The sequence below is a fragment of the Bradyrhizobium sp. B124 genome (assembly GCF_038967635.1).
Classification (GTDB): Bacteria; Pseudomonadota; Alphaproteobacteria; order Rhizobiales; family Xanthobacteraceae; genus Bradyrhizobium.
The window spans coordinates 7,503,930-7,515,978 of record NZ_CP152413.1 but is presented as its reverse complement, the minus strand read 5'-3'; the positions used below and the strand labels follow the sequence as shown (position 1 = coordinate 7,515,978).

Annotated in this window: 10 protein-coding genes and 1 pseudogene; 5 read left to right on the top strand and 6 right to left on the bottom strand. The window is 60.3% G+C overall.

What is annotated here, in order from left to right:
* Window positions 1-458: 458 nt before the first annotated feature.
* Window positions 459-671, top strand: a complete 213-nt coding sequence (locus AAFG13_RS35710; protein WP_342709758.1) for a hypothetical protein — start codon at window positions 459-461, stop codon at window positions 669-671.
* 655 nt (window positions 672-1,326) lie between these two features.
* Here AAFG13_RS35710 and AAFG13_RS35705 read toward each other — a convergent pair.
* Window positions 1,327-1,551, bottom strand: coding sequence for a hypothetical protein (locus tag AAFG13_RS35705; protein WP_342709757.1), 225 nt, complete (start codon window positions 1,549-1,551; stop codon window positions 1,327-1,329).
* 346 nt (window positions 1,552-1,897) lie between these two features.
* Between AAFG13_RS35705 and AAFG13_RS35700 the strand changes: the two genes are divergently transcribed.
* The gene (locus AAFG13_RS35700) at window positions 1,898-2,308 is read left to right on the top strand and encodes a hypothetical protein (protein WP_342713580.1); all 411 of its coding nucleotides are present in this window, start codon (window positions 1,898-1,900) and stop codon (window positions 2,306-2,308) included.
* Here AAFG13_RS35700 and AAFG13_RS35695 read toward each other — a convergent pair.
* Both AAFG13_RS35695 and AAFG13_RS35690 read right to left on the bottom strand, forming a co-directional pair.
* Window positions 2,250-2,591 carry a TIR domain-containing protein gene (locus AAFG13_RS35695; RefSeq protein ID WP_342713461.1) on the bottom strand — a complete coding sequence of 114 codons (342 nt, stop codon included), beginning with the start codon at window positions 2,589-2,591 and terminating at the stop codon, window positions 2,250-2,252. The genes AAFG13_RS35700 and AAFG13_RS35695 overlap by 59 nt on opposite strands.
* Window positions 2,592-2,734: 143 nt before the next feature.
* Window positions 2,735-3,058 carry a hypothetical protein gene (locus AAFG13_RS35690; protein ID WP_342709756.1) on the bottom strand — a complete coding sequence of 108 codons (324 nt, stop codon included), beginning with the start codon at window positions 3,056-3,058 and terminating at the stop codon, window positions 2,735-2,737.
* Between the two features lie 355 nt (window positions 3,059-3,413).
* Here AAFG13_RS35690 and AAFG13_RS35685 point away from each other — a divergent pair, with 355 nt between their 5' ends.
* The 3 genes from AAFG13_RS35685 (at window position 3,414) to AAFG13_RS35675 (ending at window position 4,829) form a co-directional block, all read left to right on the top strand.
* Window positions 3,414-3,872, top strand: a complete 459-nt coding sequence (locus AAFG13_RS35685) for an Hsp20 family protein (protein WP_342709755.1) — start codon at window positions 3,414-3,416, stop codon at window positions 3,870-3,872.
* A 76-nt stretch (window positions 3,873-3,948) separates the two neighbouring features.
* A complete protein-coding gene (locus AAFG13_RS35680; protein ID WP_342709753.1) occupies window positions 3,949-4,440 on the top strand; it encodes an Hsp20/alpha crystallin family protein in 492 nt (163 codons plus the stop codon).
* An 83-nt stretch (window positions 4,441-4,523) separates the two neighbouring features.
* Window positions 4,524-4,829, top strand: coding sequence for a hypothetical protein (locus AAFG13_RS35675; RefSeq protein ID WP_342709752.1), 306 nt, complete (start codon window positions 4,524-4,526; stop codon window positions 4,827-4,829).
* 726 nt (window positions 4,830-5,555) lie between these two features.
* On the opposite strand, the gene AAFG13_RS35670 is transcribed toward AAFG13_RS35675, so the two are convergent.
* The 3 genes and pseudogenes from AAFG13_RS35670 to AAFG13_RS35660 form a co-directional block, all read right to left on the bottom strand.
* Window positions 5,556-5,810, bottom strand: a complete 255-nt coding sequence (locus AAFG13_RS35670; protein ID WP_342709751.1) for a hypothetical protein — start codon at window positions 5,808-5,810, stop codon at window positions 5,556-5,558.
* A gap of 19 nt (window positions 5,811-5,829) precedes the next feature.
* Window positions 5,830-6,731: pseudogene (locus AAFG13_RS35665) on the bottom strand (Ku protein).
* 1,149 nt (window positions 6,732-7,880) lie between these two features.
* Complete coding sequence (locus tag AAFG13_RS35660) at window positions 7,881-11,291, bottom strand: autotransporter domain-containing protein (RefSeq protein ID WP_342709750.1); 3,411 nt, start codon at window positions 11,289-11,291, stop codon at window positions 7,881-7,883.
* Window positions 11,292-12,049: the final 758 nt, after the last annotated feature.

Sequence of the window (12,049 nt, the reverse complement as noted above, 5' to 3'; positions counted from 1 at the left end):
CGCGAAGTGTCGAGAATGTGCGGAATACTCTGTGTGAATCGCAGGTGCGAAACCGCATCTCGTATCTGACGTCACTGACCCGTTGCTCACGAACACAAGATACCGTTCGGTCCGATCGATGGCGCGATCTTCGCCTGCCCCGCCGATAGTGCAAACGCGTCGCCGTCTTCTGGCCGCCTTCGATTACAACATCAACATCGGTTACCTCCGTCCCCCAGCCGCACGCCGCCAACCATGCGATGATCGGACGGACCATACGTTCTTTATCGACGCAAGCGAACCAACCATTGATCGGCCGTGGCCGCGGACAGAAGTTAGCGGCGACGTGACGCAGGTGCCTGCGTGTGTCCTGCACAGGCAACTGTCCCTCGTCGATGTCACGCGCCGCTAACCTCAAGTGGCCAGCCACGGCCTCAAGTTGCGATGGTAGCCATGCCCAAGGGAGGGCGCCCCTAGGCATGTCGAGGGCTGCATTCTTCGTGCCAGAAAATGGTCCACAGTTCGCGTTGTTTTGTGTGGGTTTTGTTCTCTTTCCGACTTGCGAACGTCGTGATGTTTGCACCCCGCCCTATTTACAGCGGCTTCATGTCGTTCGTGGCGCCCCCGCAAGCACCGGCAGCGCCGGCAAGCGTTTTGCTGGCAGTTTCGACACGATGAAAGACTTGCATTAACGGTCATCGGCGCTGCGTGGCGCCGTTGCATCCCTGCACGTCTGATCTCGCTCAGCTGTGTCCGGTCGATGACATGCATGTGGGAACTGCAATCAAGGCGCAAACAGCTGTTCGGGGACCGGGTTGAAAGCGCAGCGTCTTGTCTCTGTTCAAGCGGAATGCCGGTACGATGGTTTGGCACGCTGGTTGCTGAGGCATGTATGGCTCGGCTGCTCATATACTCGCGCAACCCCCATGAGACAGCAAAGCCTCTTCGAAGCGCGAACTAGCGCGGGTGGCCCCTCCAGCCGCCCGCGCGCTTTTCCGCAGGCCGCCCGTGGAGACTATGCCATGAAAAGGCTTTGGAGAACGCCATAGAGGCGCTGAGGAGATGGTGTGAAGGCTAACTCGCAACCGGCATCGTACTTGCCGCGTTGGCAAAGCTTGAAGCGAGTGGGCCAATACCGAGGCTGCCTCCAGAACGGAAGCGCGCTGCCGTCACACGGATGCGCGCGTCAAAGCTACGCCCCAGCAATCTCGGTCGACGGTCCCGCTGTCAATTTCCGGAAACCAAACGGGTCGAAGTGTTAGAAGAGTGCGAGATCACTGCATATTACGAGGCGGCGCATGCGGTGACTGCTCGCGCACTCGACAGCGCGCCGCTCCCGGCGGACCCCTAGCGATCGATGATCCCGGCAAGGATGGCTTTGACACGCACGGAGACGGCCATGTAATTTTGTGCGGCTTTGATGGACTTGAGCCTTCCCGGATCATTCTGTGCGATGTTGGGATCAGATAGGAGGCGCTGCAGCCGGACGCGGCGCCATGCCTGCACACGGCGAAGGCGCGGCAGGATCGGCGGCCGTGCGAAAGCGTCGATCCGCTCAAATCTGCTCGCCACTGCCTGTTTCCTCCAAATTGCAGGCTAGCGCAATCCGCCGCACGGATGGAAGAGGAGCCCGTGATGATACGGACTGGCCGCTCCGGTCGGCGCCAATTGCAACCTTTCCATTGTTGGGAGGTCGCATTAGGCGCGGGACGTGAAGTCCGCCTGTCGTGAATTCGGACAAACTGATGCTGCAAGACGGATGCTTTGGCGTCGCCAAAGTCGACAACGGGCTTCGATATGTGACCTGCGCGATCGCGAGGGCCGATATGGCCGAAGCCGTAAAGGCTCCGTCGGCAGCTGGCGCAGGCGAAGCAGCGATCTCGAATCTTGAACTTCGCGAAGCCGACTGGAAGCGGCCTTGGTCATGGCGAGCGGCGACAGAACGATGATCGAAATGATCCGCTGGCGCACCGAACAGGCGGGCCCAAAGCAGGTGGTGTCGGGGCCCTCGGCCGCGAACACGTTCACCTTGAAGCGCGGCTGCCAAGCGTGTTCAACCGAGATAAAGGCGTATCTGGACTGGTTTAACACCGAGCAAAGCCAGGACCCTGTCACCGGCCTCATCGCCGGCATCGATCACGTCGGGGCATTCTTCAGATTGATGCACGATCGAGGCTTACCCAAGCTGCAAGAACAGCCTTGGTATCGAAGGGGATTTTCATATGATGCATTTCGCGTGCGTGCTCAGTCTTCCAGGAAGTACCCGGGCCCTAGGGAACATAGGCAATGCCCTCAAGGTCAGATGGCTTCTCCACCGTCGACTTCATAAGCGCAGCCACATTGGCTGCCCCAAACTTTCCGATAACGAAGCCGAGTTCGAACACGACATTCTGCCGCGCCCGCGGTCGAAGGCCTGCATCCGTATCCACAATACCGCTCGCGACCAACGATCCAAGGCCTGTTTGACAGTATACAGTTGCGGCGTACCCATCCGATGCCCTGTGAGAAACGCCAGCAAGGACATATGCAAAAGGAAAGCGCCCCGCCCTTTCGGACGGGGCGCTACGGCGGCGCGGACTTGGGGTCAAGGCCAGATCTGGCCGCCGAATCATTGCTTCGGCTATCATACCGTAGCCAAGCTCCGTGCGGGCGCGAGATGTTATCTAGATGCGGATTAGGCGAAGCTGAACAGATTTTCGCGGTGGCACCATCCGGGCGGCCATAGCCCACCCAAGTACATCGGCTCGATCAAGACCTACCTCTTGCACAACGGATCCGGCCCTTGGCACTCGCCGGCAGCAAGCGATGGTGTCAGATGACCTTTTCGCCGCCTCGGATAAGAAGGTCGCGGACGTCGCTCATCGCTCGGCCCCATCGTTGCGGACGCCTGGCCTTTCGGAAGCGTGAATGTGACGGGGAAGGTTGCGGCGGCCAGAGCATCGAGCGCGGTCTGCTCCTTGGCGAGTCGCCTTTCGATGAACTGACGTTCCAGCTCCGACAGCTTCGTCCGAAGCAGCCGTCGATAGCGGTGACTGTTGTTGCGATGCGCACGGATGCGAGCCAGATCTTCGTTGAGCAACGTCGTCTCTCCTGACGGTCGTCACGGTCCTTTTAGGTGTTGCGGAACCTGGGAAAGAGATCTCCCGGCGCAAAAATATTCGGACGCGATTGGCTGTCAAGATGCCTCTCGTCGCGTCTGCAAGTCCTTCGGAAAGGTGGCGCAGGGGCGACACGCCGCGCCCAATGGCTGCGATTTTTTTGCGCTCCCCTCTTGAAACAGCCTCTTGCTTTTCTACGTCATTTTCGCCGCGAGAGCGGTGTGCCGGGGCGCCTTCAACGGGTCCGGCACGGGCGCCGGTTCGGGTCTTCGGATCTGTCCGAAACCCCTGTCCTGCGCTCCTTCGTATCCATCTTGCTCTTTGGAGGACTTGGTTATGAGGACCACGTTTGACTTCGCGCCCCTATGGCGCTCCACTATCGGCTTCGACCACTTGGCCGACCTCGTCGAAGGCACGCTGCGCCAAGCGACCGAGGACCACTACCCACCCTACAACATCGAACGCTTTGGCGAGGACCATTACCGGATCTCGCTCGCCGTCGCCGGCTTCGGCGCCGGCGACGTCACCGTAACGGCCGGGCAGAACACGCTCACCATCGAGGGCAGCAAGCCCGAGAAGGCGAGCGGCGAATATCTGTATCAGGGCATCGCCGCCCGCCCATTCCGGCGGGTGTTCAATCTTGCCGACTACGTCCAAGTGAAGGAGGCTTCCTTCCGAGACGGTTTGCTGATCGTCAATCTGGTCCGCGAACTGCCGGAGGCCATGAAGCCGCGCCGGATCCAGATCGGAAGCGGCGGATCTCCGTCGCAGATCGAGCAGAAGAAGGCGGCCTGACGCCCGGTCGAGGGGCGACGGCGGCGCGCGCCAGCGCCGCCGCGCTCCCTTCCCTCATGCAATGAAGGAGAAAACCATGGCAATTCGTGATCTCATTCCCTGGTCGCGGAACCAGGAGCTCGCGCCCACGCGCGGCAACTACGATCCGTTCATGACGCTGCATCGCGAGATGAACCGTCTATTCGACGACGTCTTCCGCGGCTTCGGCGGCACAGGTTTATCACCGCTCATGGAAGGGCAATTCGGCTGGCCGAAGATCGAACTGAGCGAGACCGACAAGGCGCTGACGATCTCGGCCGAGCTTCCCGGCATGACGGAGAAGGACGTCCAGATCGAAATCGCGAACGGCGTGCTGACCGTCCGCGGCGAGAAGAAGAGCGAGCGCAAGGACGAAGGCAAATACTTTACCGAGCGCCACTACGGCTCGTTCCAGCGGCAGATCGCGCTCGATGACGTCGACGAGGACAAGGCCGAGGCGTCATTCAAGAACGGCGTCTTGACCATCTCGCTGCCGAAATCCGAGACCCCGCGGGCGGACGTCAAGCGCATCGCGATCAACGCGCAGTAAAGACCATCGGGGCGGCGGTCACCGCCGCCCCGAACTCACTGAAAACCAGTCCCGAGGAAAGGAGCGTATAAGGGAGTCAACCGATGATTAACGCCAACACGAATACCGGCGATCTCAATCTGCTCTTTCATCCAGCCGCGCACTATGCGTTTCCGGGGGATGTCCTGAGCGACAACAGGCTCTCGGTCCCGGAGAAGCGGATCATCCTGTCGTCATGGGCATCCGACATGTACGCCGTCGAATCCTGCCCCGCCCTGCGCGAGATCCCCGGCATCGGCCACACCATCCGGCTCGCAGATATCCTGGCCGCGTTGCGCAAGCTCGACGGCGACGATGACGATCCGCCTCGCCCCGGCGGCCTCGCGATGCGGTTGCGGAGGTCAGCATGATGCTCACGCAGGCTGTCGTGACGATGGTTCTGCTGGGGCATGCTTCGGCGACGTGGGTCGTTCCGTTCATTGCTTACTTGAGCGAGTCGAGTGACCAGCCCGCGCAGCGAGCGTAGATGACACTCTGGCGCTATTCCCGCGTCCGACGCAGGGCGGCATCGATTTTCTGTTCTGCTTCTCCCAGCGAGCCTTCTCGTCTTCGGTTCGTCTGTCGAGTGCCGCACGCCCGCCTTCGCCTCGCCTTAGCTTCATGCCCGCCGAATGCCTCCCGCGCCTTCGCGCCCCCTTGTCCCGCCGCTTACGGTCTCTTGCTCTCGCGGATTCTTCACGGCGGCGCTCGGCATGCTGTCTTGCCTGCTCCCTCTCGAATACCAATGCGGCCTTCCGGGCGGCCTTTTCGCTGATCTTGGGAGACGCTCCCTTCTTCGGTTTCGGACGGCGCTTTGGGCGTCCGCGACCGTCATGGTCGCCCGGAGCGGGTCGGCAGCCCGGATTGTTTGGCGAGGTGCCCGTTCGATCCCGCGGGCCGCCTGAGGACGACGCCCGGCTTTGCCGTGGTCAAGACCACGTCGGGGCGTCCGTTACCGTGGCAACGCCTTGGTGATAGAGCTTGCTGCCCGCTCCCCAGGCTTCCAGCGCCGCCTTCATCGAGGGCGCTCGCGATCGCAAGATCGTAGAAGCCCAGCGAGGTCTGAGACGTCTCGAGCTTCACTCGCCCACGGATCCCTACCGCCGGCGCGCGACCCAAACCCCGAGCAGGAACGCGACGAGAAGCGACTGCAATGGGGACTTCACGGTCACCTTGCGCAACTGCTCGGCCCCGCGCATCGCCATACCGGACGAGAGCGAATGCAGCGGGCTTCGGCTCGGTCGCGGCTCCGTCTGGCCAATCGGCCGGGCCACAAAACTCTGCTCGATGTCGCCCTCCTCGTCCGTCAGTCCGGAGGCTTCCGTCATTGCCGAGGCTTCCTTCATATCCATGCGCCTCTCCCATATGGCCTCAGGCCGACTTCCGCTGCGGCCTGGCTGCTGGCTTCCTCACCGCGGCTTCCCTCGCCAACTTCTTCCCGGCTATCGGCCTTTCTTGGCCGGGCTCTTCGAGGTGGTCCCGGCGGAGGCACCGCCGACGCTCCGCCGCAGCGCCTCCTCAAGTTGACGACGTTGTCCGCTGCCGGCCGCTGCTTCGGGGGTGATGGGCTTTCCGGCGCGCTTTCGATTGATGAAGTCGATGAGCGCGGCTTCGTAGCGGTCCTCGAACTCTCGGGCTCGAAGCGGGCGGCTGGTTCAAGATGCGCTTGGCCAGATCGAGCATGTCCTTCGTCAGCTTCACCGCCTGGATGTCGTCGAAATACTCCTGCTCCGGTCGCACTTCGTACGGATAGCGCAGCAGCGTGCCGACGAGCCCCTTGCCGAGCGGCTCGAGCGCCATGATGTGCTCGCGGCTGGTCAGCAACACGCGGCCGATCGCGACCTTGTCCATTCGCGGACGGTCTCGCGGATCACCGCGAAGGCCTCGTGCCCGACCTTGACGTTGGGCTGCAGACAATAGGGGCGGATCTGGTAGCGCGGGTCGATGTCGGCCTTGTCGACGAATTCGTCGATCTCGATGGTCCGGGTCGACTCCAGCGCGATCTCCTCGAGCTCCTCCTTGCTGACCGCGATGTACTGGCGTTGTCGAGTTCGTAGCCTTTGATGATGTCCTCGTTTGGCACCTCCTAGCCGGTCTCCGCATCGACCTTGAGGTATTTGATCGGGTGTCCCGTCGACCGGTTGAGCTGATTGAACGAAATCTTCTCAGACGCGCAGGTGGCCCGATAGAGCGCAGGTGGCCCGATAGAGCGCCACTGGGCAGGTGACGAGGGACAGACGCAGAAAGCCCTTCCAGTTGGCTCTCGGGGCCATGACTTCGATGCTCCGGATACGTCGCGTCCTGGATTCAAGACGATCACCTGGGCCCGGTTCCGACACGCCCATACGATTTTTCGACAATTCTCTCGCCGCCGCGCCGAGCCCATTGAGTCGGTGCTGTCCTAATTATGACACCCGCGGACGGAAACTAGGACACTGTTGCACGCATGCTATTGCGGGAGGATCAGGGAAGGACGCAAAATCGAAGCTGCCGACCTCCAAGAGATAAATCGGCGGATCAAGTAGCGGCCCCAGCACCGGCCCTCGGCCCCCAGAGGTGCTGGGGCCGTTCTTCATTTGGCCGCTCGCGCGGGGGTACCCCGGGATTTTACGGAATCCCCCTGGGCTGCATTTGGAGCTAATTTCTTTATTGCCGGGGCTAGATTTCATCCCGAAGCAATTTTCAAAGTTCCGGCAGGGGCCGTCCGCGTGACAGGCCCCTTTTCATTTGGCTTCACCGTTCCTTGCGGCGAACTAAGCCGTGCGCGACATGCCTTCAATCGGCTGACCAGTCTTTTCTCAACGTAGCCAAAATCGGTTGGCGCCGTCTGCCCGAGGCGCTTTCGCCCAGGCTCCAATCGGCTGACGTGAGCGAAAACCAGCTAATAAGCCTGCCCGAGGGCCTGTTGACGCAATTGGCCGCCTAATTCTGTCCGAAAATCCGCGGCCCGAACAAGTGCTGAGGAACTTGGACACACCCCTGAGCCCCGAGGGTATGTCGGCCCGACGGTCCTACTTTTTCCTCGACAACGGAAATGAACCGTCCGGGCCGAACGACGGCCAGGCGCAGGCGATGCCTTCGCCGTCTCTCGCTGAAATGGTCGCGGACTGGCTGAGGGCAATCCGACGGAGGACGCTGCGGAGGTGGTAATCGCTTGGCAAAGCTTTGCTAAAGAGCCGGGCGCCCAGCAATGCGGCGCTTCCTGCACAGGCTGTTGGTCAACTCTGGCAATGGAGGGTTCCAGGAAGCGGTAGCCAATGATCTACGGCAGGCGGCGAAAACATCCCGACTGCGCGCGCCGGCGCTGGCGTTCATGCAGGCTAACCTCGATTCCCGGCACACAAGCACGAGACCTGGATTAGAACCAACATGAGCCTGCTGCGGGTAGCGCGCCGGGCCAAAAAAATCGATTGACGATGCTATCAGAACTTTACGCTTAAGATGGCGTTGAATCCGTTCTGGGCGATGCCTGAACCGAACTGGCCCTGGTAGGCGATGCCAAGGGTGCTGTTGCTCGAAAGCTGGAAGTCTAGACCGGATTTCACGAGTGCCACGTCCTTGCCAATGGATAAGCCCGAAGCCACAAAAGCGCTGGAACCGGCAGCAAAGCTGGCTGTCGACAGCGGAATGAGGTCACCAAGGGCATGACGCCAGCCAATGTCAGTTCGCGCGGTCGTGGCGATGTCGCCAAGTTGAAAACGGGTAGTCGCGTAGACGCCGAGGGTGGAGAGCGTCGTTTGCATCGTGTCGTCGTGAATATCGAGGGCCGCCCCGTTCAATCCCCTCTCGCTAAAAGCATCCGTCGCGACCCGAACATGGGCAAGATTGGCATAGGGCTCGATCACCGACCAGTTGCCGAGACGGACCTTGTAGCCCAATTCTCCAAAAATCTGGAAAGTGCCCGCGTCGTAATTCGAGATCAAGTTGTCGTTAAACCCCGGGAACGCAACTTTGCGGCTCATCTCAAGGTCGTGCCATGTATAGGCAATGCCTGAGCGCAAGGCGATGGCTCCTTCTGGCACGGTCCACTCGGTTCCGGCATAGCTCCCGACAGTGTAGTTATCGCTGCGGCCTGATGACGAAAAGGCGCCGACGTTGAAAGTGGAGCGGCTATAGCCTGCAAGAACACCGAATCGCCAGTCGTCAAATACCGACGCGTCGATTCCGGTCATGAAGCCGCCAATGCTGGATCTGGTGCTTGCGGCATTGTGATCACCTGATTGGCTCGTCCATCCGCCAAAAGCAGAACTCCAGGCCGCATAGCGCTGCAAGTCGTGGGATGGCAGGTCAGAAGAAGTCGGGCCGGCAGCGATGGCAGAGGCAGATTTGCGGCCTGGCGTCTGCTGAGGACCATAACCCATCACCGCCATCGGCGAGGATGGCGCGCCGCCAAAGGCCTGTTCGAGACGGTCATACACTGCCGAACGCGCATAGAAGCTGTCGTTGATAAGCCTGCCCTTCTCCGACGCATAGACGGACGGCGAGAGCTGACGCAGCGCAGATGTCACCCCCGTGCCGTTGGGCGCGGAGAAGTCGAGTGCCGCGAACAGCGGGTGCAGTCCCACGGCAGCATTGCCAGCGATCCCGTCGAGCGCCGCGCCGACCTGGCGGCTATTGGCATCGGCCGCATAACGAGAATAGGCATCGGTCGGGCGAGAGAGTGTTAACGCGTAGGTGTTGTCACCCTGAGCTGTCGCGCTCGCCATTAAAGTCGGCGATTGCAGCGATGTCGTCACCTCCGTGAACGAGCCAGTGAGACTTGTTGCTTTCAGCCACTGATTGGATGAGACACTGAAGCCGCCGCCATACCAGCCTCGCTGCGGCATGATCGTGAGGGTACCGTCAAGGGCCGCACTGCCGTTCACCACGAGGCGGCTGAACGCACCGGTATCGTTCACTGCGACCTGCAAGCGGCCGGTGGAGGTTTGCAGATAGTCCCCATTCACCGTTATGCTGTTGTCACGACCATCGATGAGCGGCGCGACAGCACCGTGGTTGGTGAAGCTGCCATCGGTATTGAGCAGATAACTGCCGTTGCCGGACAAGGTTGCGGCTTGCGCGACAGTTGCGTCGTACACTTCGTGATTGCCGGTAAACAACGCGACGCCACCGGATAACTGCAGCGACAGGTTGTCGCGTCCAACGATGTTACCTTCATAGCGGGCTGCAAAGCTTGCGTCCGGCTGTCCCGTTGAGTGACCATTCGCGTCAGGCGTCATGCCGAACGTTAATTTGGTCAGGCGTGGAGAACCGTTCTCGTCACGTTGGGCGTAATCAGACAGGATGTCCCCAAACAGCATTGCGCCACGCATCACATTGATCTGGCCCACATAACCATTTTTCGACATGTACATCGCTGCATGACTGCCAGCCAGGCGCCCGGTCAGATCGAACGTGCTGACGAGCGGGCCGTCGATTTCGTTGAGCATCATGGCCGGACTATTCTCAATTGTGCGAATATACGAGCCACGATACTCATAGTAATTTCCCATCGCATTGTTGCCAAAGTCGAAGCTTGCTGCGATGCCATGCTCGCCGAGCGCCTGCACGTCGCCGCGCTGAGTAAGCGTGTGATCCTTACCATAGGCGAACATGACGCCGCGCCCATAGGCGCCGTCCGCATGGACGCGGGTCCCGGGCGGGATTGTGATCCGATTGGCTTCGCCATCGACGCGGATGCCAGCACCCCCTGGTCCTTCCGAAAGCAGGTCGGCGCGCTGGACCACAGTGTTGCCGCTGCCATAGACGTGTAGTCCAAGTCCGAGGGTGGCCGTATTGTATGTATTTGGCAGATACGCGGTGCCGTCAGCATTACGAGCGAAGAAGGGATTGTCGTTGACCAGATTCTGCCCGTTTCCGTAGATCGAATAACCGAAGAATTTGCGCCGATCGATGCTGTGGCCGATATCCTGCAAGGCGGCGAAATCCACCTCCATCAAGGATGTGTAATTTCGGTATGCCTGGTGGCTCATCAGGCCGTTCTTGAGCTCAGAATGCGAGACGAAGGGGACATCCCGCACTTTACCATGCTCGTCCATCACCCGCACCGGAATGCCGGGCATGGCGCCGGCGAGCACTTCACTCACATGCTTGCCGACAAAATACCCCCGGTCGCGACGCAGGTCAAAAACATCGTCAGCTCGCGGGTTCGCGCAGACGGAGCAATAGATCGTCTGCCCAGGCTTGGCTTGTTTGCCATTGTCATCGTACAAATGCTCCGTCCATGCATTTATCTTTTCAGGGAAATATGTTGATAGCGGCCCGGGGAAATCTGAGTATGGTTCATAGTCGATAGTACTGCCGATTCCGAGATCATGGCCGAGCTCATGGATCATTACCGATGTAAGACCTATCTTTGGCGTCATCGGCAATTGCGAAGGAATGTATGCTTCGGATGAAAACCCCATTTGGCCAATTGTAACCATAGCATGCGCGCCGTAATGCAGCTCGCCCGGATCCCGACCCGTGAGTGCCGCCTGCACGTTGGTGCCGCCATCGGGGGAAGTACGGAAACTGGCATATGCGTTGTTAGCGCGAATTCCACCGATGTTGACGATGGCCGGCGACTGCCCCGGTATGACGTTGATGATCTCGGCCCAATGCCGAATCGCCGCAAGCGAATGATCTACTTCCCATTGCGGCAGATTGCGCAGTGAACGCCTCAGGTTGTCACCGTCTTTCCAATAAGGGCCATCACCGGTTCCGAATATCCGTGCCCGCATAAAGGGCACACCGTTCGAATCGCTGACATCGTAGGTTTCAACGGCCCGGCTGGGCGAGCCGAGCACCACGTGAACCGCAAGCACGACGGTCGTAATTGTCTTCGTTTTCATACTACACATTCTATTCCGGGCTTTGATAGCAGGCATGCTTTGCCATCGAGCTTCGAGCGCGTGTGCACGCAGATGCGCGAGCGCCGTAGCATGAAAGGAAGGCTGTAACTCTGGGGCGAATCCACCCACAGACGCGCGTCCTCGCCATTGCTGATGCCTCAGATTTCAACTTTCGGGGCTCACACTCTGGCTCATCACGCTTGCCGTTTGCGCCCCACTCAGCTGCGGCTCGCCACGACCGGATATCCCCCTGATGCCTGCGGCGCCGGCGCGATGCCGGTCGTTTTCATGGTGCGATGAACAATGCGAGCTCCCATTACGTCTGATCGCACGAAGATCTCCTGTATTCTGCAGGGAACAATCCCGACAAAGCATGCGGCGGCACGCAACTACCACGCAGTGGAGCAAAAGCCGGGCCAATCGCCTGACACTTCCGCACACGCGGTAGCCAGCTGAACGCAGCATGCACGCACGGCGGCCTCTCTGTGTGAAAGCAGATCCTGCTGTTCGGCGCCCGCCGACGTTGTCGCAAACTCGCCATTGCAAAGGAGCACACTGACCATCCGCGCCCGACAACTGCAGCCGTATCCTTTCTTCTTCTTTGCTGGCCGATCGCCGCGATCAATTCAGTGCTTGAATGAGACTGCGAGAGGCCGGCATTTTTGTTGCACACGTCGTCATGGGTTTCGTCGCGACATGCTTCAGGCCCACATGTGGAAAACCGGCGCGCGGGCCGGCCGCATCAAGATTGAGGGCGT

Coding starts and splice junctions, on each gene's coding strand:
- AAFG13_RS35660 (WP_342709750.1), bottom strand. CDS start 11,291: ATGAAAACGAAGACAATTACGACCGTCGTGCTTGCGGTTCACGTGGTG.
- AAFG13_RS35695 (WP_342713461.1), bottom strand. CDS start 2,591: ATGATTCGGCGGCCAGATCTGGCCTTGACCCCAAGTCCGCGCCGCCGT.
- AAFG13_RS35670 (WP_342709751.1), bottom strand. CDS start 5,810: ATGGATATGAAGGAAGCCTCGGCAATGACGGAAGCCTCCGGACTGACG.
- AAFG13_RS35710 (WP_342709758.1), top strand. CDS start 459: ATGTCGAGGGCTGCATTCTTCGTGCCAGAAAATGGTCCACAGTTCGCG.
- AAFG13_RS35680 (WP_342709753.1), top strand. CDS start 3,949: ATGGCAATTCGTGATCTCATTCCCTGGTCGCGGAACCAGGAGCTCGCG.
- AAFG13_RS35675 (WP_342709752.1), top strand. CDS start 4,524: ATGATTAACGCCAACACGAATACCGGCGATCTCAATCTGCTCTTTCAT.
- AAFG13_RS35685 (WP_342709755.1), top strand. CDS start 3,414: ATGAGGACCACGTTTGACTTCGCGCCCCTATGGCGCTCCACTATCGGC.